The 19,528-nt window shown below is 44.7% G+C and carries 19 protein-coding genes; 10 read left to right on the top strand and 9 right to left on the bottom strand.

What is annotated here, in order from left to right:
- The coding region (gene focA / locus R7E00_RS13435; protein ID WP_318124434.1) for a formate transporter FocA at positions 1–768 on the top strand (768 nt) is incomplete at its 5' end.
- A gap of 85 nt (positions 769–853) precedes the next feature.
- Here focA and R7E00_RS13430 read toward each other — a convergent pair.
- Both R7E00_RS13430 and R7E00_RS13425 read right to left on the bottom strand, forming a co-directional pair.
- On the bottom strand, positions 854–979 hold the full coding sequence (locus R7E00_RS13430; protein ID WP_254903806.1) for a hypothetical protein: 126 nt from the start codon (positions 977–979) through the stop codon (positions 854–856).
- 366 nt (positions 980–1,345) lie between these two features.
- Positions 1,346–2,158, bottom strand: coding sequence for an ABC transporter permease (locus R7E00_RS13425; RefSeq protein ID WP_017634681.1), 813 nt, complete (start codon positions 2,156–2,158; stop codon positions 1,346–1,348).
- A 462-nt stretch (positions 2,159–2,620) separates the two neighbouring features.
- On the opposite strand from R7E00_RS13425, the gene torE reads away from it, so the two are divergent.
- From torE to R7E00_RS13405, 4 genes are all read left to right on the top strand, one after another.
- On the top strand, positions 2,621–2,800 hold the full coding sequence (gene torE, locus R7E00_RS13420; RefSeq protein WP_005378141.1) for a trimethylamine N-oxide reductase system protein TorE: 180 nt from the start codon (positions 2,621–2,623) through the stop codon (positions 2,798–2,800).
- A 50-nt stretch (positions 2,801–2,850) separates the two neighbouring features.
- Entirely contained in the window at positions 2,851–4,035 is a 1,185-nt protein-coding gene (gene torC, locus R7E00_RS13415; RefSeq protein WP_005378139.1) for a pentaheme c-type cytochrome TorC, read from the top strand.
- A gap of 26 nt (positions 4,036–4,061) precedes the next feature.
- Positions 4,062–6,524 (top strand): trimethylamine-N-oxide reductase TorA, encoded by a 2,463-nt coding sequence (torA, locus tag R7E00_RS13410; RefSeq protein WP_262606122.1) that lies wholly within the window; start codon positions 4,062–4,064, stop codon positions 6,522–6,524.
- Positions 6,525–6,722: 198 nt separating this feature from the next.
- The gene (locus tag R7E00_RS13405; RefSeq protein WP_262606121.1) at positions 6,723–8,462 is read left to right on the top strand and encodes a glycoside hydrolase family 36 protein; all 1,740 of its coding nucleotides are present in this window, start codon (positions 6,723–6,725) and stop codon (positions 8,460–8,462) included.
- Between the two features lie 77 nt (positions 8,463–8,539).
- Here the strand turns inward: R7E00_RS13405 and R7E00_RS13400 are convergent, their stop codons facing one another.
- Positions 8,540–9,754, bottom strand: coding sequence for a putative manganese transporter (locus tag R7E00_RS13400; RefSeq protein ID WP_005378133.1), 1,215 nt, complete (start codon positions 9,752–9,754; stop codon positions 8,540–8,542).
- Positions 9,755–9,940: 186 nt separating this feature from the next.
- Between R7E00_RS13400 and R7E00_RS13395 the strand changes: the two genes are divergently transcribed.
- Both R7E00_RS13395 and R7E00_RS13390 read left to right on the top strand, forming a co-directional pair.
- Positions 9,941–10,846, top strand: coding sequence for a manganese-dependent inorganic pyrophosphatase (locus R7E00_RS13395; protein WP_017634678.1), 906 nt, complete (start codon positions 9,941–9,943; stop codon positions 10,844–10,846).
- A 68-nt stretch (positions 10,847–10,914) separates the two neighbouring features.
- Entirely contained in the window at positions 10,915–11,304 is a 390-nt protein-coding gene (locus tag R7E00_RS13390) for a DUF2750 domain-containing protein (protein WP_005378129.1), read from the top strand.
- 82 nt (positions 11,305–11,386) lie between these two features.
- On the opposite strand, the gene R7E00_RS13385 is transcribed toward R7E00_RS13390, so the two are convergent.
- The 6 genes from R7E00_RS13385 to pspF all read right to left on the bottom strand — a co-directional run bounded on the left by R7E00_RS13385 (position 11,387) and on the right by pspF (position 17,838).
- Positions 11,387–12,178: an ATP-binding cassette domain-containing protein gene (locus R7E00_RS13385; protein ID WP_005393308.1), complete on the bottom strand. Its 792-nt coding sequence runs from the start codon at positions 12,176–12,178 to the stop codon at positions 11,387–11,389.
- Positions 12,175–13,170 (bottom strand): oligopeptide/dipeptide ABC transporter ATP-binding protein, encoded by a 996-nt coding sequence (locus R7E00_RS13380; RefSeq protein WP_005378126.1) that lies wholly within the window; start codon positions 13,168–13,170, stop codon positions 12,175–12,177. Before R7E00_RS13380 ends, R7E00_RS13385 begins: the two co-directional genes overlap by 4 nt.
- Positions 13,170–14,057 (bottom strand): ABC transporter permease subunit, encoded by an 888-nt coding sequence (locus R7E00_RS13375; RefSeq protein ID WP_005378123.1) that lies wholly within the window; start codon positions 14,055–14,057, stop codon positions 13,170–13,172. Before R7E00_RS13375 ends, R7E00_RS13380 begins: the two co-directional genes overlap by 1 nt.
- Positions 14,044–15,006, bottom strand: coding sequence for an ABC transporter permease (locus R7E00_RS13370; protein WP_005378122.1), 963 nt, complete (start codon positions 15,004–15,006; stop codon positions 14,044–14,046). Before R7E00_RS13370 ends, R7E00_RS13375 begins: the two co-directional genes overlap by 14 nt.
- Entirely contained in the window at positions 15,006–16,625 is a 1,620-nt protein-coding gene (gene sapA, locus R7E00_RS13365; RefSeq protein WP_065274377.1) for an ABC transporter substrate-binding protein SapA, read from the bottom strand. The genes R7E00_RS13370 and sapA overlap by 1 nt, the downstream gene beginning before the upstream one ends.
- Before the next feature lie 205 nt (positions 16,626–16,830).
- Positions 16,831–17,838: a phage shock protein operon transcriptional activator gene (gene pspF, locus R7E00_RS13360; RefSeq protein ID WP_213907829.1), complete on the bottom strand. Its 1,008-nt coding sequence runs from the start codon at positions 17,836–17,838 to the stop codon at positions 16,831–16,833.
- A 232-nt stretch (positions 17,839–18,070) separates the two neighbouring features.
- Between pspF and pspA the strand changes: the two genes are divergently transcribed.
- Genes pspA through pspC form a run of 3 tightly spaced genes read left to right on the top strand, consistent with a single transcriptional unit; the run spans position 18,071 to position 19,372 of the window.
- The gene (gene pspA, locus R7E00_RS13355) at positions 18,071–18,742 is read left to right on the top strand and encodes a phage shock protein PspA (protein WP_005378119.1); all 672 of its coding nucleotides are present in this window, start codon (positions 18,071–18,073) and stop codon (positions 18,740–18,742) included.
- A gap of 14 nt (positions 18,743–18,756) precedes the next feature.
- Positions 18,757–18,990 carry an envelope stress response membrane protein PspB gene (gene pspB / locus R7E00_RS13350; RefSeq protein ID WP_005378117.1) on the top strand — a complete coding sequence of 78 codons (234 nt, stop codon included), beginning with the start codon at positions 18,757–18,759 and terminating at the stop codon, positions 18,988–18,990.
- Positions 18,983–19,372, top strand: coding sequence for an envelope stress response membrane protein PspC (gene pspC, locus R7E00_RS13345; RefSeq protein ID WP_017820868.1), 390 nt, complete (start codon positions 18,983–18,985; stop codon positions 19,370–19,372). The genes pspB and pspC overlap by 8 nt, the downstream gene beginning before the upstream one ends.
- The last annotated feature ends 156 nt before the right edge of the window (positions 19,373–19,528 follow it).

Raw genomic sequence — 19,528 nt, 5'->3', positions numbered from 1 at the left:
AAATCTTTTCTGCTCGCCATTTCTGCGGGGCTTCATATTGGTATTGCTTTCATCTTCTATACCACAGTAACGACAGGCGCAGGCGAGCTGCCTTGGGGCATTACACGACTCATTGGTGGTCTGGCATTTAGCCTTGGTTTGATTTTGGTGGTGGTTACTGGCGGCGAGCTTTTCACTAGCTCTGTGCTAACACTAGTTGCGCGTGCGAGTGGAAAAATCTCTTGGCAAGCACTTATCAAAAACTGGTTGGTGGTTTACTTTGGCAATATGGTTGGGGCCATTTTGCTCGTGGCCTGTATGCTAGTTACCAAGCAATATATGTTTGATCATGGCCAAGTTGGTCTTAACGCGATGGCGATCTCCCAACACAAATTACATCATGGTTTCTTTGCTGCTGTTGCGCTTGGCATTATGTGTAACGTATTAGTTTGTATTGCAGTTTGGATGACGTTTAGTGGGCGAACATTGACAGATAAAATAGCGGTCATGATTTTGCCTGTGGCTATGTTCGTGTCGGCAGGTTTTGAGCACTGTATTGCGAACATGTTCCAAGTACCTATGGCGATTGGTATTAAGTACTTTGCGCCAGAAGCGTTTTGGCAAATGACAGGGGCAGATATTGCAAACTACGCGGACTTAAACATGATGGGGTTCATCGTAAACAACCTAATTCCTGTTACGATAGGAAACATTATTGGTGGTGGCGTATTTGTTGGCATGTGGTATTGGATGATTTATCTACGCGATGAAGATAACCATTTGCGATAAGTTTAGAAGATCACAAGAAAGGCGAACCAGATGGTTCGCCTTTCTTTTTATTTGTCTCTGCAAATGTCAAATAAGTCGAGTCATGCTAAATCAACTCTTCGTTGATGCCAAAATCGGTTGGGAGCCAATGAGAAGTTACTTCCTTTGGTTCTTGAACGAGCCAATCCAGAGGTGCATCGGACAGGAGTTCATCGTAATTTTCTTTGATCATTAAGACATCCATGTACGTCTCTCCAAGTTTGTGGTCACTGCCTTTACTATAAAATTAGAACATGTCAGTCACGTGATCAATGCATGACGATTCGATTGATCACTTATGTTGCTATGTTTCTGGTTGCGTATGGGTTTTGGGGGCTTATCCACATTTTCTGTGGATAACCTGTATCAAAGGTCGTGCGTATCTAAACTTGCAAAGAAAATTTCATAAAATTAGAGGCTTATATCAAAAAGAATTCTGCCTGACTTTTCATCTGAAAGCGTCTTGATGAGTGCTCGAAGAATAGTTGAGTTATTCAGTTATAAGTACGTTCGACTTGGCACCATAAGTTGTTTAACGGGCTTTACCCACAAGCGCCAACTAACCGTGAGTTTTGGTCGATTCGGGTTGCTCGATTTTTATCTTGATTCGGCCTTCTTTGGTTTGTACCCAGCGCAATGTCATTTCTAACGTTATGGTTACGGAGGCACTCAACATGACGAAAATAGCCAGCATAATTACTAACTGGTATTTAATCGCAACCATCGGGCTCGCGCCACCTAGAATTTGACCGGTCATCATACCCGGTAAGGTAACCAGTCCTGTAGTGGCCATAGAAGCTAAAGTCGGGGCAAGGGACTTTCTAAGAGCCTCTTGAATGAAGGGGAAGGATGCGTAGCGAGGAGAGGCTCCAAGTGAGATTGCAGCCTCATATTCTGCTTGTCTCTGCTCAAAAGCCGTAAACAAATTCTGAAGAGCGATGATATTACTACTCAAGCTGTTACCCAATAACATACCAGCAAGTGGGATCATGTACTGCGCATTGTAAATAGGGGATGGTTGCACTAGGCCTGCTGTAATTGCTATCAGAAGTGGTATTAGACCACAGGTAAGGCCCGTTAGTAGCGGAAGCATAAGTGGCTTTTTAGGTAAGTGAGCTTTTCCCGCAATTGAGCTGGCACCAATCAGTAGCATGATGGCAAGCCAAAGTATATTGACAAGTAAGCTGTTTAATTGAAAAAGATATTCTAAATACACGCCAATCAATATGAGCTGAAGTGTCATTCGGATAACACTGATTATGGTGTCTTTTGCTATCCCTAATTTGTAGCGGGCATTGATAAAGAAGGGGACCAATAAAATCAAACCAAACAGTGCCAGTTTGACCCAGCTTATATCCACCACGTTATCCATAATCGCTCCTTGAAAATACGCGAATAATTGTATCTAAGCCTCCCCTTTATATGAACCACTATGTGCACTTTTTGCTGTTCTTAAAGTAAACCTTGAGTGCTATTTTAGACATTAATACGCAGCATTCTGTTTACAAGTGGATATCTTTTTCGGAGTTTTTAAGTCGATTTATGGCATGGTAATTACGATTTAAATGTGATCGATGTTTCTTAAATGTTGGTTATTTAACAACTCCTTAAAAGACTTATTTTGTCACATCTGTTCATGTTTTTTAATAAATAACATCAATCCATCATATCTCTGGATGAGCTCAAAAAAGTGTTGAATTACAAGGTCTGAGGTCGCTTATTTGATTGAACCCTACTATTAGTATGGTCTAACATTTTTCATTAGAGATTGTAAAAAACTTAAGCTTGGTTACGCGGGCTTTTCAATAACACTAGATACAAAATAGGCAAATGTATGAGTGATGTTAATAAAATTGAGAGTGGTGAAAAACGCTCCCTGGAGTGGAAGTCATTCCTCTTCATTGCAGTTGTTCTCTTCCCAATTCTGAGTGTGGCCTTTGTTGGCGGCTACGGGTTCATCGTTTGGATGTTGCAAGTCTTCTTCTTTGGACCTCCAGGCGCGCACGGCATGTAAGCCAGTGAGCTCATAACCACACTTTTGAAAAGATTTTAAGAGAGCAAATAATGAAATCATTAATCATTAAACTGTGGCGTACCATGACGCGCCCAGCTGTACATATCAGCCTAGGTGTGCTGACTATGGGCGGCTTTATTGCTGGTGTTATCTTTTGGGGTGGCTTTAACACCGCTCTAGAAGCAACCAACACAGAAGAATTCTGTATTAGTTGTCACACAATGCGTGACAACGTGTACGTTGAGCTACAAGAAACGGTGCACTGGAAAAACCACTCTGGTGTTCGTGCTACCTGCCCTGATTGTCACGTTCCACATAACTGGACAGATAAGATCGCTCGTAAGATGCAAGCTTCTAAAGAAGTATTTGCACAAGTATTTGGCAACTACGACGAACCGGGTGTGTTCGAAGAGCGTCGTATCGAACTTGCTAAACACGAATGGGATCGTTTCTCGGCAAACAAATCTCTGGAGTGTAAAAACTGTCACAACTACGAATCGATGGATTTCGAGCAAATGTCTCCTACGGCTCGTATCCAAATGAAGCAAGCCGCTGAGAAAGATCAAAGCTGTGTTGACTGTCACAAGGGTATTGCGCACAACCTACCAGCAGGCATGGACAGCATTGGCGGTATCGTGGGTGATCTAGAGGGTATGACTTCTAACACGGATTACGGCGTTGGTCAGCAACTCGTGAGCGTTCGTCACCTACCAATTTACTTTGATGCGCAAGGCAGTAAAGAAGCTGGTCTTCTTAATCCTGCATCGACCGTTAAAGTTCTTGAAGACAAAGGCGAGTTTGTTGAGATCGAAATTGACGGTTGGCGCAAAGCAAAAGGTTTTGGTCGTGTAATTCAAGAAGACTTCGGTAAGAACATTGCGACTGCGTCTCTGATGAAAGAAGCAGCAACAGACAGCAACATTGTGACGACTGGTGAGAAAAAAGTGGATGAGCTAACAGGCCTTCCTTGGGAAAAAGTAGCGGCGAAAGTATGGATTAAGAAAGAGTCTATGCTGAACGACATCAATCCTGTTTGGGAAAAATCTCGTGAAGCCTACAAGACCAATTGTTCTGTATGTCACACTCAACCTGCGGAAGCGCACTTCGACGCGAACACCTGGCCAGGTATGTTCGACGGTATGTTGGCGTTCGTTAACCTAGATACAGACAGTGAAGCACTGATCTTGAAGTATCTACAGAAACACTCTTCAGATTATGCTGAAGGTCACCATTAATAAGCGTCGGATTGGAGTAATTTTAAATGGCTATTACACGAAGAAGTTTTCTTAAAGGTGTAGCAACCACAAGTGCAGCGTCAGTAATTGGTCCTAGCTTATTGGCATCCGCCTCTGCAAATGCCGTTGAGACGACAGGTACTTGGAAAGTAACCGGTTCTCATTGGGGCGCGTTCCGCGCCCACATCTACGCGGGTAAAGTTCAAGAGATCAAGCCGCTAGAGCTAGACAAAAACCCAACAGAAATGTTGAACGGCATTAAGGGTATTATCTACAGCCCTTCACGTGTTCGTTACCCAATGGTTCGTCTAGATTGGTTGAAGAAACATAAATACAGCGCGGATACTCGCGGTAACAACCGTTTCATCCGAGTAACTTGGGATGAAGCGCTAGACTTGTTCTACCGTGAGCTAGAACGTATTCAAAAAGACTACGGCCCATGGGCGCTGCATGCAGGTCAAACAGGTTGGAACCAAACGGGTTCATTTAACAACTGTACTGCGCACATGCAACGTGCAGTAGGTATGCATGGCAACTTCATCACTAAAGTAGGTGACTACTCGACGGGTGCAGGTCAAACCATTATGCCGTACGTGCTAGGTTCAACCGAAGTGTACGCACAAGGTACGTCTTGGTCTGAGATCCTAGAAAACTCTGACAACATCGTTCTTTGGGCTAACGACCCAGTGAAAAACCTTCAAGTAGGTTGGAACTGTGAAACGCATGAGTCGTTTAAGTACCTTGCACAACTAAAAGAAAAAGTGGCGAAAGGTGAGATCAACGTTCTATCTGTAGACCCAGTGAAGAACAAAACTCAGCGCTACTTAGAGAACGATCACTTGTACATCAACCCGCTGACAGACGTAGCGTTCATGCTCGCTGTGGCACACGTGTTGTACAACGAAAACCTGTACGATAAGAAATTCATTGATACTTACTGTCTCGGCTTTGAAGAGTTCATTCAATACGTTCAAGGTAAGACAAAAGACAAAGTAGAGAAGACGCCTGAATGGGCAGCAGCGATTTGTGGCGTGAAAGCGAACAAGATCCGTGAATTCGCACGCATGCTAGTCAGCGGTCGTACACAGATCCTGATGGGTTGGTGTATCCAGCGTCAAGAGCACGGTGAGCAGCCATACTGGGCAGCGGCTGTGGTTGCTGCAATGGTTGGTCAAATCGGTCTACCTGGCGGTGGTATCTCTTACGGTCACCATTACTCAAGTATCGGTGTGCCTTCTACTGGTTTCGCGGGCCCTGGTGGTTTCCCTCGTAACCTTGACCAAGGTATGAAACCGAAGTGGGACAACAACGACTTTAACGGTTACAGTCGTACTATCCCAGTTGCACGTTGGATCGACTGTCTGCTAGAACCTGGCAAAGAGATCAACTACAACGGCGGTAAAGTGAAACTGCCAGACTTCAAGATGATGGTTATCTCGGGTTGTAACCCATGGCACCACCATCAAGATCGTAACCGCATGAAGAAAGCGTTCCGCAAACTTCAAACGGTTGTAACGATCGAGTTTGCTTGGACTGCGACATGTCGTTTCTCAGATATCGTTCTACCGGCGTGTACGCAATGGGAACGTAACGACATCGACGTATACGGTTCATACTCGAACAAAGGTCTGATTGCGATGCATCGTCTCGTTGATCCATTGTTCCAATCTAAGCCTGACTTCCAAATCATGAGTGAACTCACTCAGCGTTTTGGTCGCCGCGAAGAATACACTCGTGGTATGAGCGAGATGGAATGGATCGAAAGCCTTTACAACGATTGTAAAAAAGCGAACGAAGGTAAGTTTGAAATGCCAGAATTCAACGAGTTCTGGGAGAAGAGCGTACTAGACTTCGGTGAAGGTAAACCTTGGGTTCGTCATGCGGACTTCCGTAAAGACCCTGAGCTTAACCCACTAGGTACACCGTCTGGCTTCATCGAGATTACATCACGCAAGATCGGCCGTTACGGTTACGAACACTGTCAAGAGCACCCAATGTGGTTCGAAAAATCAGAGCGTTCACACGGTGGTCCTGGTTCAGATAAATACCCATTCTGGTTGCAGTCTTGCCACCCTGATAAGCGTCTTCACTCTCAAATGTGTGAGTCTGAAGAGTTCCGCGCGACTTACGCGGTACAAGGTCGTGAGCCGGTTTACATCAACCCAGCGGATGCCAAAGCAAAAGGTATCAAAGATGGTGATTTGGTACGTGTATTCAACGGTCGTGGTCAGCTGTTAGCTGGTGCTGTTTTGACTGACAGCTACCCACGTGGCGTTATTCGTATCGAAGAAGGTGCATGGTACGGTCCTCTAAACGAGAAAGAAGGCGCAATCTGTACCTACGGTGATCCTAACACCCTAACGCAAGACATCGGTTCTTCTGAGCTTGCACAGGCGACTTCTGCGAACACATGTATCGTAGACTTCGAGAAGTTCACAGGTAAAGTGCCGCCAGTCACTTCATTTGGTGGTCCGATCGAAGTTGCTTAATTAGTGCAGTTTGCATAAATCCAAATACCAGCCTCAGGGCTGGTATTTTTTTATCAAAATTTCAGTGAGCGTTGTCTCAATAGTAACTTCATAACGTTAAACGAGACTGATATTCGTGATGATGGTAACGAATTGGGTGAGACAAGCAGGAGATAATGCGCCAAGCTAAACAATAATAATTAAGTGAGTAGACTCTTTATGGCTCAGAGCATTCAATTAGCAAATCACACTGAGATCACTGTAAATAACAATGACTTCCAAGTTGAAGTCGAGGGTAATCAATTACATTTTTCTTTTGCTGGCCTTCACAATAAAACCTTTACGGACCGTGAAGTGTTATTCGAAATGCCGTTTTTGTACGAGCACGAGGCCAACGTAATTGGGGATGGTTTTCAAATGTTGGCGCAAACGGAGGGAACGATCAATCACCCCGTTGATATTGGTCGCTGCCCAGACAATAATCCTTCTTATCGAATCTACCCTAAAAATGCACCTAAGCGTTATTACAACTATTTAGTGGTGGAAGGTTCAGCGGGCTACACATTATTTGGCTTCACATCATGTCATCGCTTTGCAGGCTATTTTGATGTTGTGCTGCGTGATGGGCATTGGGTTTTATCAGCCGCAATTGATGGTGAGTTGACTCAAGTGGCGGATTGGGAAAGTAATCAACTTGAATCCGTGGCGGTACTCTGTGGTCAATCGCTGTCCGAGCTTTATCAAACCTATGGCGAGATGATTGCAAAGCATCATCCTGTTCGCCAAGGTGTGACACAAGATGCGCCTGTTGGTTGGTGTTCGTGGTACGCGTACTACGCAGACGTGACAGAGCAAAACATCATGCAGAACGTTGATTGCATGCAAGATAAGCTCGAAGACCTGGAGTGGGTACTTCTGGATGATGGCTATCAAGCCTTTATGGGCGATTGGTTAACCCCATCAGATAAGTTTTCTGGTGGCGTAAAAGAGCTCATTCATAGTATCCGTGCAAAAGGCAAAAAGCCGGCGATTTGGATGGCGCCCTTTATTGCTCAGCCTGAGTCGGAGATCTTCAAACAGCATCCAGATTGGTTTGTTCGCCACAAAGATGGAAGCTTACTTAAAGCAGAAGATGTCACATACGGTGGTTGGCGATGCACGCCTTGGTACATTCTCGATACTTCAAACCCTGAAGTGCAAGATCACCTAACTCATGTGGTCTCTGTTATGCGTCAAGAGTGGGGCGTTGAGCTATTCAAATTAGACGCAAACTACTGGGGCACGTTAAAAGGTAAACGAAGCCAATCGGGTGTCACCGGTGTAGAAGCCTACCGCATGGGTATGGAAGCGATTGCCAAAGGCGCTGGTGATGCGTGGCTTTTAGGTTGCAACGCGCCAATGTGGCCATCTCTGGGGCTTGTGGATGCAATGCGTGTTTCTGACGATGTAGAGCGTCATAGTCGTCGATTCGAACAGATAGCCAAAGAAACCTTTTACCGTAGTTGGCAGCACCGAAAACTGTGGCAAATTGACCCGGATTGCGCCACGTTCACTTCATTAGCTAATCAATCTGCATCCAGAGAAGAGTATGAGTTTCATCGCACGGTGTTATTAGCGAGTGGTGGTTTGCTGCTGTCTGGTGACCCGCTCCCTGAGATTACACCGTTTGCTAAGAAGACACTGTCTAAGCTCATGTTACGTCAACAACGTAACCAACAATCTGCAAAGTTTACCGCTTTGAGTTTAAATCACGCGTTTTTAAAACTAACGACGAAGAATGACCTCCATTGTTTGTTTAATTATGCGAGTTACGGAGCGATGGAATTTACGCTGACGTCTGATCAACCGGTGGACTGGTATGATTACTGGACAGGGGAAAAGCTAAACCAAGAACCTTGCCAGTTGTTAATGGTGAGCGTGGATAAAGGGCTCAATGCGAAAGCGATCGTTACAGCATAACGTGAAGTAAATCGCCCAATACCAAGATCAAGAAAGGAGCCTATTGCGGCTCCTTTCTCGTTTTGATGCTCTGGGCGTTAGAACTCGAATAAAAAGTAATACCCGTATCCAACAATAAACGCAGGAATGGACGAATAAATAGTCGCGACCAAAGCAGCTTTCGGTGCCATTGCAATGGCGGGGAATAGGGCGTCACCATCGTTAGAAATCGCATTGGCCAGTTGCGCAGAAAGTGGCGCTGCACCAGAAATGTATAGGCTAGTGACTAAAATTTGCGGTCCGCAACCAGGCAACATACCAATGGCTAGGCCAGCTAATGGCATCCAAATTCCCCAATGAGAAAAGGTTTCTACAAGGTCGAGTCCAGAAAAATAGGTTGTCAGCTCAAACGCCAGAAAAGCAACGATCACCCAAGCACTGACGAAATTCGTATCTTGTGCTGCTTTTTGAATCGGGTGTGAGTCCACGATTTTTTCATCTTCAGAGACCGTTGACTGATAATCGCCAAGTTCTTTGGTCATCGCCCATAATGACATTGTGATCACCGCGAAGATAGCGCCCAGCCATTCAATGGTGTTGGCTTTCAAAGATAGCAACTGATTAATATCTATTTGGAAAGACATTAACACAGCAACGACACTAGCAGGCACAATAAGCCATTTCCAAAATGCGCCTTGTAGATTGATTGCACGTTGTTCAAGAGGCGTGTGTCGGTCTGTCTGGTGTTGGCAACAAGCATGTGTCTGAGGTGCTTCTTTTGGTTCTGGTCGCAGAAAGTTATCAGCATGAAAAGCATTAACGACTAACCCTGAAAGAGTACCCACGATAATGCCTAATCCAACCACGCCTAATCCAACACTTGGTTTGGCGGCCAGAAGTAAAAAGGCAGCGTCACCCATTGTTGAAGTAAGTACCGCGACAATCGCACCAAATCCCACTCGGCCACTAATAAATTGCGTTGTCACAACAATAGCGCCACCACAGCCAGGCAAAGCACCCAATAAAGAAGCAAAGAAAACCTGATGATTACGCGAGCGATGGTAGAGCTCGGTAATTCGATTGGTTTTCGACATAAAGTTTGAAAGATAATGATAAATAGCCAATGTGGCAGCAACATAGCATGACACTGCCCAGAATGAGTCGGATAGCGTCTGTACGGCTACGTCACGTGTATTTTCATTGCCTAGCAAAATGAGCATGACGATAGGGATCAGCAATCGCTTATAAGCTAAACGAAACTGAGTAGGCTGAAACAACTGTTGTGCAGAGTGTAATAATTGGGTCGCGTTCATCGTTTACTCAAATGCAAATAGGAATAATTATCATTATATGTAAATGAGATTTATTCGCAATAGCATTGTGAACTTTTCTTCGTGTCAAACTCTCTGAAATCAGGTAAAGTATCGGCCTTTGTGAGCAAACACGCCCTAATTAACTGTATTAGGCGGCGTATAAAATTGACTTGAATAGGAAGAAACATGATTCTAGTTGTAGGTCATAAGAACCCAGACAGTGACAGTATTTGTAGTGCACTCGTTGCAACTGAACTTCTAAAAGCGCGTGGCGTTGAAGCTATGCCAATTCGCCAAGGCGAAATCAACCGTGAAACTCAGCACATCCTAGAAGTTGCTGGCGCTGAAGTTCCTGAGCTTCGCACATCAGTTGCGGGTGAGACCGTTTGGCTAGTAGATTACTCAGATCTAGCACAAGCACCAGACGATATCGCAGAAGCTGAAATTGCGGGTATTGTTGACCACCACCGTCTAGGTGACGTGATGACAGTAAACCCAATGGAAGCATGGATCTGGCCTGTTGGTTGTACCAACACTGTTCTATTCAACATGTTCAAGATTGAAGGTCACGCGATTACTCCACAAATTGCTAAGCTAATGATGTCAGCAATTCTATCTGACACAGTAGGTTTTGCTTCTCCAACTTGTACACAAAAAGACAAAGATGCCGTTGCTGAACTAGCGGCAATCGCAGACGTACAAGATGTTGACGCGTTCACTAAAGATCTTCTAATTGCTAAAACAAACATCGAAGGTCTATCAGCGGCTGAGCTTGTTGAGAAAGACCTTAAAGGTTACCCATTCAACGGTCGTGACGTAGTGGTTGGGCAAGTTGAACTTGCAACTCTTGAGCAAGTTGACGGTATGATCGAAGCACTAGAAGCAGACCTAGAATCTCGTTGTGAGAAAGATAACCTAGCGTTCGCTGCTGTAATGCTAACAGACATCACGACTGCTCAAACTCGTCTTCTATACAAAGGTGAGTGGGCTGAGAAGCTTGTTAAGCACGAAAAAGACGGCATGCTAATGATGGAAAACACGCTAAGTCGTAAGAAGCAAGGTTGGCCTTGGCTTCAAACTGAGCTAGCTTAATTTTCTAGCATATACTTTAAATGCCCGCCTAGCTGCGGGCATTTTTCTATGGGAAATAGGAGACGAATATGTCTGAGCAACTGACCCAAGAGCAGATGGATACCATTAATCGCTACAACGAAGAGCAACGTTTAAAGTACTGCGTAAAAGAGATTGTGGCGAATCGTAAGGTTTGGATTCTGAAAGACGAACATGGCTGTGTCATGTTAAATACAGAAGATGATGATTGTGTACCAGTATGGCCAAACGAAGAGTTCGCTTTGCAATGGGCGAATGGTGATTGGGAAGATTGCGAGCCAGAAGCGATCTCTCTAAACAAGTGGCACAGCCGTTGGACCTCTGGTCTAGAGGATGACGAGCTATCGATTGTTGTATTCCCAAATCAAAATGAAGAAGGGGTCGTATTGTTTCCTGACGAGTTTGATTTTGAACTGCGCAAACAAGCGAGCCGCCGTTAGTTCTTTGATTAGTACCCATGCAATAAAGAAGCCTGCGTTAAAGCAGGCTTCTTTACATTTGAACGATTACATCTTTGATAAGCTATTTTGTTTGATGGCTTGGCGCTTTATAAAAGTGGCTTTCGACTAGTCGTTGAGTAATAGGATGCTCGGGATGAGTCAGTACTTGGTTGGTCTCGCCAAACTCGACCACTTCACCTTCATGCATCACCATCACTTTATCAGTAATATGCTTAACAATGCCAATATGCTGAGACACGTACACAAATGACAATCCCATCTCTTCTTGCAACTCGAGGAATAAGTTAATGATCTGCGAGCGCATTGCCATATCCAAACCGTTTAACGCCTCATCAGCGACAATGATGGAAGGTTGAAGAATAAGTGCACGAGCCAAACACACGCGCTGTTTTTGACCGGCAGCTAGCATTTGTGGATAAAAATAGGCGTGCTCAGGCAGCAATCCTACGCGGAGCAGGGTGTTCTTTACACGCTGCATGCGCGCATCTGGCGGCATGTTGGTATTTCGCTTTAGCGGACCTTCTAAAATACGACCAATCTGGATTCGTGGGTTTAACGATGTGTTTGGATCTTGGAAAATCATGCGGATGAGCTTGCAGCGTGTCGCGTAATCTTTGTGCTCCAATCGTTCGCCATTCACACGGATCTCTCCGGAGCTTGGTTCAACAACGCCAGCAAGCATACGAGCTAGTGTGGATTTTCCTGACCCGTTTTGACCAATAAAACCAATAGTTTGCCCTGGCTCTAAAGTAAAGCTTACCGGTTTTACTGCCTCATTAACCTGGCGTTTGAACAGACGGGAGCGCGTAACAAATTGCTTCGATAAATTATCGACTTCAAGTAACGCACTCATGACTTTTTCTCCGTGTTCAATGGAAAGTGGCAGTTAAATTTATGATTCTTAATTCGTCTGGTGTGTGGAATTTCTACACATTGTTTCTGCGCATATGGGCAACGTGGTCCGAGGCGACAACCGATAGGTAGATGCTGCAATGGCGGAATCGAGCCCGGTAGGGATTGGAGTTTTTGCTTGTGTGGTACCCAATCATTAAAGTCAGGCATCGCTTTAAGCAAGGCATCGGTGTACGGGTGCTTGGGTGCCGCAATGATTTTACTGGTATCGGCAGACTCCACCGACTGACCACAATACATTACCGTAATACGTCCTGCCCACTGTGTTATGGTCGCTAAGTCGTGGCCGATAAGCAGAATGGTTGTGTTATTAAGTTGGTTCATGCGGCTCAACAGACGCAAAATTTGCGATTGGGTAATCGGGTCTAAGTCGTTGGTTGGCTCATCTGCGATCAGCAACTTTGGTTTGGTCGCTATCGCCATGGCAATCATGACTTTTTGACACTCACCATCAGTCAGTTCATAAGGATAGCTACCCATTAAACGCTTGTGATCTTTAATACCCACTTTATGCAAAAGCGCGATGGCCTGTTTTTTACGCCATTTAAATCGCTCCCACCATTTCCCTTCAAATGCGCGAGATGGAATGGATTCAATCAATTGACGCCCGACTTCCTCTGAAGGGTCAAGACAAGTTGAAGGTTCTTGGAAAATCATCGCAATATCACGAGCAATGACGCGCCGACGCTCTTTTGGTGTAAGCTGAAGCAAGTCAATATTGCCAAGGCGCATACGGTCTGCGGTGATGCGCCAGTTATCTTTACTTACCCCGACAATCGCTTTTGCAACTAAGCTTTTCCCTGAACCAGACTCACCTACAAGACCACGAATTTCGCCTTCGTTCAAAGTTAGGCTCATTCGGTCAACGGCTTTGACCAACCCTTGAGGTGTTTCGATCTCAATGGTCAAATGTCGAATATCTAACAACGGCATTATTCGATCCCCGCATTAAGCGCTTGACGTACACCTTCACCTACTAAGTTTAGGGTAATAACAGTAAACATGATGGTCAGGCCGGGTAGGGTCACTGTCCAAGGTGCAATATAAATAAGCTCGACAGAGTCACCTAATATTGCTCCCCACTCGGTGCTTGGGGCCTGTGCGCCTAGGCCAAGAAAACCCAGTGCCGTAATATCTAAAATCGCAGCAGAGAGCGCGAGTGTGATTTCAGCGGCAATGACCGTCAGAATGTTAGGAAGAATTGAACTCCACAGTAAGTAGAAATCATTAGCGCCATCAAGGCGTGCTGCCATTATGTAGTCTTTTTCAACTTCGGTGTGGACTGCGATATAAACGGAGCGAATAAAACGCGGAATCAAAGCCAAGCAGATTGCGAGTAAAATATTGAACCCACCAAAGCCTAGAAATGCCACAAAAATGATTGCTAATAAGAGCGACGGGATCGACATGACGGTATCGAGCAAGTGGTTGAGAGTACTCGACAGTAAGCCTTTCGTCATACCTGCTAATACGCCAATTAAACAGCCTACAACGGCAGCAATTGCGGTGATGGCGACAGCAGCGCCAAATGTCAGCTGAGAGCCCATAATCAGGCGCGAAAGAATATCTCTACCTAAGTCATCGGTCCCCAAAAAGTAATCAACCGTTCCTGCTGGGGCCCATGACGGCGGCACAAGCAATTCACCAGACTGTGCTTGGGCGTCAAATGGTGCAAGTAGGGGGGCAAAAATGGTAATAAGGACGATAAACACCAAGCACCACAAGCCAAACATGGCTAGTCCGTTGGCGCGGTAGCTTCGCCAAAAACGCTCAAACTGTGTTGGAATGCGCTCTTCCTGATAAACGTTATTTGTTAGCATACCATTCCTTTCGAACTAAAGGGTTAATCATCGCGCCAATCAAATCCGAGAGAATGTTAGCGGTAAGAACCAAAGTCGCAAGTACCATCACGCCAGCTTGGATAGATGCATAGTCTTGGCTTGCTAGCGCATCTAAAAGCCAACGACCAATACCTGGCCAGTTAAAAATAGACTCCGTGATGATAGCTAAGGTAATCATACTCGAAAGTTGAACACCAACTTTGGGAATGATAGGCGGTATCGCATTCCGCAATACATGTTGAGTTACGATTTCGCGGTTAGAAAGACCTTTGATTCTCGCTGCACGGATGTAGTTTTGGCTCATCACTTCCGCTACCGAGGAACGCATTAGTCCGACAACCTGGGTGGTTGGAGCCAAAGCGAGCACCAAACATGGCAGCACCATATGCTCAATAACGCTTTGCAGTGCATGAGCGCGGTATTCGCCTTTCGCCATGAATGCGTCGATAATGGCAAACCCGGTTACATGATCAATTTCGTAAAGTAAATCATACCGTCCCGCAACGGGAAAGAGTTGGTATTCCAATGAAAAGACCATGATAAGTAACAGAGCTACCCAAAAGATTGGGGCGGAATAACCAGACATTGACATGAATGAAATGCTGGTATCGAGCCATTTACCTTGCTTCATCCCAGCCACGGTTCCAAGTGGAATGCCGATCAAAAGGGACACCAAAAAGGCAAAGAAACACAATTCCAAAGTGGCTGGGAATACAACGGCGAGCTCGTCGTAAATCGCATTGCCGTTTTTACTTATGCCAAAATCGAGTTGAGATAGGTTGATTAAGTAAGTTTGCCAACCAGACCAAAAATCAACGTTTGCCCAGTGCGAGAGAGGGTCAAGGCGAAGCAGAGAAAAACCCACTAATGTAAGGATCATCAAAGTGATGATAAATAGGTTAAAGCGTCGAACGGTATACCAAAACATCAGTGAATTCTCTCAACTCTATCAAACGGTTGGGCATTGAAAGGGCTTGATTTGAAGCCTGTCAGCGATTTGTCGTGCACACGGAACTGCACGCCATGCGCCAGAGGAATAACCGGGAACTCTTGATTCAAAATGTTCTGTGCTTGGCGATATAGGTTCAAACGGTAACGCGGTTCTTGAGTTTCTAACGCCAAATCGAGCAAGAAATCGAAGTCATCGTTACACCACATGGACACGTTAAGGCCAACGCGATCAGACTCGCAAGATAATAAAGGGCGGAAAAAGTTGTCAGGATCCCCGGTATCACCAATCCAACCTGTTAAAAGTAAATCGATATCGTTGATGTTCTCCAAATCCACACGTTCAAACCTATCATCGGTAAGTAGCGTTAATTTAACCCCAATATCGGCAAAATTCGCTTGGATTAGCTCCGCGGTCTTGCGAGGGCTTGGGTTAAAAGCACGTGGTTCAAGTGGTACCCACATGGTCAATTCTAGGCCGTCTTCGTAGCCTGCATCTCGAAGTAGTGCCAATGCATAATTCCGGTCATAACGAATTTTTACGCTGTCTTTTTGATAAGCCCATGAATTAGGTGGTAGCAAGGTATAAGCTTGGGAGCCAGTTCCGTAGTAAACCGAATCTAAAATATTTTGACGGTTGATCGCTAAGTTAAGAGCTTGGCGAACTCGAGCATCACTCAGCGCGGTGGTTTCTGTGTTTATCGCAATAAAGGAAACGTTGTTAGCTGGTGTAGCCGTCAGCTCAAGGTTGTCATTTTCTTGAATGACAGGTATTTGGCTCGAAATAGGTGAAGAGAGTACGTCACACTCGTTTCTTAAAAGTTTAGCTAATGTACCCGTCCCTCTGTGAGAGATATCGAACACCACTTGTTCCATTTTTGCTGGTGACTTCCAGTAATTTGAATGACGCTCTAATCGAATCAAGTCGTTCACTTGGTACTCTTTTAATTGATAAGGGCCGGTACCGATAGGAAGTTGGTCGATTTCTTCTTTATGATCTTTTGCAGCCAATTGCTGTCCATACTCCGAAGACAAGATAACCGCATGGCTGGTGGCAATATTGGCCAAGAAAGAAAAGTTTGGCTGAGATAACGTAAACCTTACCGTATGCTCATCTATTGCAACCACGTCTTGGAGTAGGTTTTGAAAATCTAACCCTGCAAACCATGGATAAAAACCACCACCTACTTGGTGAAAAGGATGGTCTACATCGATGATTCGCTTGAAGCTAAATACCACATCTTTTGCATTCAATGGGCGAGTGGGTGTGAACCAAGGTGTGGTTTGGAATTTAACACCACGTTTAAGCTTAAACGTGTATTCCGTCCCTGATTCATTTACTGACCAACTCTCGGCGATGCTTGCCACGGGCTGATGTGATTTAGGATCGAGCGTGAGCAGCGTATCGTACAGCTGCGGGCTCAGAGCCTCTGCGGTAATACCGCTATCAATAAGCTGAGGGTTAAACGTGGTCGGCTTACCTTGTCCGCAAAACACAAAGCCAGCTTTGCGAATATCATTGTGGTCAATTTCATCGCCACAAGCGGTCAGTAGGCTAATCCCAATAAGGCTCAGCGATAATCTTATAAAAGCATTCATAATATGAAATGTTCATTGGATCTTGCTCGTTTCGTTTGATCTTACTCTTTCAAAGCTAACAAGCGAAAATGATCTCGCTAATTTATCACCTTTGTGAACTCGCTCCAAACATAAAATCCATACACTGTAAGGTGTTATGCCATAAATGCATGCGAATTAGAGCGCAGTCACGAGCTCGTGTATTGATTGAGTACTCTCGGTCAAGTTAGCTTTGTCCGACCAAACCATATTTTCTAACCATCCCTCGTAATTGGTGATAGCTCAAGCCAAGTAGCTCGGCTGCTTGTCGTTGATTAAACTTGGCTTCTTCCAACGCACGATTGAGTAAATGGATATCTTGTTCCTCTTGCCATTGTTTATAGTCTAGAGGGAATTGGATGGTGTTGCTTGATGCTTCCTCTTCTTGTTGTTCTGCTTGTGTTGCACTATGGCCAAGCGCGCTGTGCCAAACCGTTTCAAAAGGATTGAAAACCAGTTCATCAATTGGGTGAGCATTCAGACCATGTTGGTAAATCGCACGTTCAATCACGTTTTTTAGTTCGCGGACGTTACCGGGCCATTCATATTCAATAAGCGACTGCTGCGCTTTTGGCGTAAAACCGACAAAGTATTCCAGTTGCAGTTCACGACACATTTTCATCGCGTAGTGCTCTGCTAAAGAGAGAATGTCCTCTTTGCGCTCGCGAAGAGGCGGTAACATAATGACATCGAAGGCTAGCCTGTCGAGCAGATCTGCACGAAAATCACCTTGCTCTGCCAATTTTGGTAGGTCGGCATTGGTTGCACAAACAAGTCGAACATCCGCATTTAGAGCGGTATGACCGCCAACTCGCTCATATTCACCATATTCAATGACACGTAATAGCTTTTCTTGAACCCAAAGTGGTGCGGTTGCCAGTTCGTCAAGAAACAAAGTACCGCCCTCGGCACGCTCGAAACGCCCTTTATGCTTACCTTTAGAGCCCGTGAAGGAGCCGGATTCATGTCCAAACAATTCGGAATCTATTAGCCCTTCGCTTAATGTCGCACAGTTGAGTGATAGTAGTGGTTTATCCCAACGTCTTGATAAATAATGCAAACGCTGAGCGATGAGTTCTTTACCCGTACCTCGTTCACCAATGATGAGGACAGGGCGCTCAATGGGTGCAAGTTGTGATACTTTATCTAGTACAGCGAGAAAAGCAGGTGATTCACCAATCAGGTTTTGCTTCATAAAGTCCTTCTTATTTAACAGCCGAGCCATGATTCAGGGATAGAGTTGGTAAATTTCACCAACAGTTGGTGAAAAACATCATAGCACAATAGTGTGTAACGACAACAAAATGAATAATACTCTGATTTAAAAGAAAATTATAAGTTGGCACGTTACTTGTTATATATTCAGGGAGACACAAGGTTAATCACCACCTTGTCGAGTTTTAATAGGAAAAAAGAGGAGTTCCGTTATGGGTATTTTTTCTCGATTTGCAGATATCGTTAACTCAAACATCAGTGCATTACTGGACAAGGCGGAAGATCCTGAAAAAATGATCCGTCTTATCATCCAAGAAATGGAAGACACACTTGTTGAAGTGCGTACTAACTCGGCTAAAGCGATTGCAGACAAGAAAGAGTTGGCTCGTAAGGTTGAAACGTTAGAAGAGCAAATTGGCGAATGGGGCCAAAAAGCGAGCTTAGCATTAGTGAAAGAGCGTGAAGATCTAGCTCGTGCAGCGTTAATTGAAAAGCAAAAGCTAGAGCAAGTGATTAAAGGCCTCCACACTGAGCAAACCTTAGTGGAAGAAACGATCGATAAGCTTACTGGCGAGATTGGTAAGTTGGAAAGCAAAATTGCCGAAACGCGCGCAAAACAGCAAGCACTAGCAATTCGTAACCAAACTGCATCTAACCGTCGTGATGTGCAAAAACACCTGCACACTAGCCGCACTAATGAAGCGATGGCGAAATTTGAGCAGTACTCACGTAAAGTGGATGAAATGGAAGCGGAAGCAGACCTGTATGCTCAAACTGGTAATGCTAAATCGCTAGAACAAGAGTTTGCAGAGTTGCAGGCACAAGACGAAATTGAAAAAGAGTTGGCAAAACTGAAAGAACAGATGTCATCGAAAGATAAATAAGAAAGGAGCCATTTATGTCGGCATTTTTTATAGCAGGACCAGTGATTGTCTTTTTAATCTTTGTCGCTCCACTATGGCTCTTCTTACACTATCGCAGCAAACGCAAAACAGATAGTGCACTGTCGAGCCAAGATTTAGAGCGCCTTCAGGTACTATCTGAAAAAGCGGAAGCGATGCAGTCCCGAGTTGATACATTGGAGCGCATCTTGGATGCTGAGTCACCAACATGGAGACGAAAGTATGAATAATCGAGAACTGTATCGTGACCCAGTAAATGGCAAAATCTCCGGTGTTTGCGCCGGAATTGCCAACTACTTTGGTGCAGAAGTTTGGTTGATTCGTATTGTAGTGATTTCTGCAGCGCTGTTAGGTGGTACGTTTTTGGTATTGTTAGCGTACATCGCGATGGCGTTTATGTTAGAAAAGCAACCAGTAACGTATTCTGAAAATATCAGAGCGCAGCAAGAGCATACGCTCAAAAGTAAGCCTTGGCAGAAAGGGCAAAGCCCTGATCAACTGCTCAGTGTGTTGGAAAGGGATTTTGACCGTCTTGATGTCAAAATTCGTAACATGGAAGCTTATGTTACGTCTGATACATATAGGGTGAACAGAGAATTCAGTAAGCTCTAGGCATTTTGTATCCAAAGAAGATTTAACTGAAGCAGGCATAAAGCCTGCTTTTTTATCACAAATTACTAATTTTAAAGCACTATTAATCTTTTCCGCTCTGGAAGTTCGTTCAAAATTCATCTACTTTAAAAATAATCCCCCAATTTTTATGGATGA

This window comes from Vibrio sp. Vb1755 (genome assembly GCF_033338635.1).
Taxonomy (GTDB): domain Bacteria; phylum Pseudomonadota; class Gammaproteobacteria; order Enterobacterales; family Vibrionaceae; genus Vibrio; species Vibrio alginolyticus.
This window is presented reverse-complemented; position numbering and strand designations above follow the sequence as displayed.

Coding starts and splice junctions, on each gene's coding strand:
- pspA (WP_005378119.1), top strand. CDS start 18,071: ATGGGTATTTTTTCTCGATTTGCAGATATCGTTAACTCAAACATCAGT.
- pspC (WP_017820868.1), top strand. CDS start 18,983: ATGAATAATCGAGAACTGTATCGTGACCCAGTAAATGGCAAAATCTCC.
- R7E00_RS13405 (WP_262606121.1), top strand. CDS start 6,723: ATGGCTCAGAGCATTCAATTAGCAAATCACACTGAGATCACTGTAAAT.
- torC (WP_005378139.1), top strand. CDS start 2,851: ATGAAATCATTAATCATTAAACTGTGGCGTACCATGACGCGCCCAGCT.
- R7E00_RS13400 (WP_005378133.1), bottom strand. CDS start 9,754: ATGAACGCGACCCAATTATTACACTCTGCACAACAGTTGTTTCAGCCT.
- R7E00_RS13380 (WP_005378126.1), bottom strand. CDS start 13,170: ATGCCGTTGTTAGATATTCGACATTTGACCATTGAGATCGAAACACCT.
- R7E00_RS13395 (WP_017634678.1), top strand. CDS start 9,941: ATGATTCTAGTTGTAGGTCATAAGAACCCAGACAGTGACAGTATTTGT.
- R7E00_RS13430 (WP_254903806.1), bottom strand. CDS start 979: ATGATCAAAGAAAATTACGATGAACTCCTGTCCGATGCACCTCTGGAT.
- R7E00_RS13375 (WP_005378123.1), bottom strand. CDS start 14,057: ATGCTAACAAATAACGTTTATCAGGAAGAGCGCATTCCAACACAGTTT.
- pspB (WP_005378117.1), top strand. CDS start 18,757: ATGTCGGCATTTTTTATAGCAGGACCAGTGATTGTCTTTTTAATCTTT.
- pspF (WP_213907829.1), bottom strand. CDS start 17,838: ATGAAGCAAAACCTGATTGGTGAATCACCTGCTTTTCTCGCTGTACTA.
- R7E00_RS13425 (WP_017634681.1), bottom strand. CDS start 2,158: ATGGATAACGTGGTGGATATAAGCTGGGTCAAACTGGCACTGTTTGGT.
- R7E00_RS13390 (WP_005378129.1), top strand. CDS start 10,915: ATGTCTGAGCAACTGACCCAAGAGCAGATGGATACCATTAATCGCTAC.
- R7E00_RS13385 (WP_005393308.1), bottom strand. CDS start 12,178: ATGAGTGCGTTACTTGAAGTCGATAATTTATCGAAGCAATTTGTTACG.
- R7E00_RS13370 (WP_005378122.1), bottom strand. CDS start 15,006: ATGTTTTGGTATACCGTTCGACGCTTTAACCTATTTATCATCACTTTG.
- torA (WP_262606122.1), top strand. CDS start 4,062: ATGGCTATTACACGAAGAAGTTTTCTTAAAGGTGTAGCAACCACAAGT.
- torE (WP_005378141.1), top strand. CDS start 2,621: ATGAGTGATGTTAATAAAATTGAGAGTGGTGAAAAACGCTCCCTGGAG.
- sapA (WP_065274377.1), bottom strand. CDS start 16,625: ATGAATGCTTTTATAAGATTATCGCTGAGCCTTATTGGGATTAGCCTA.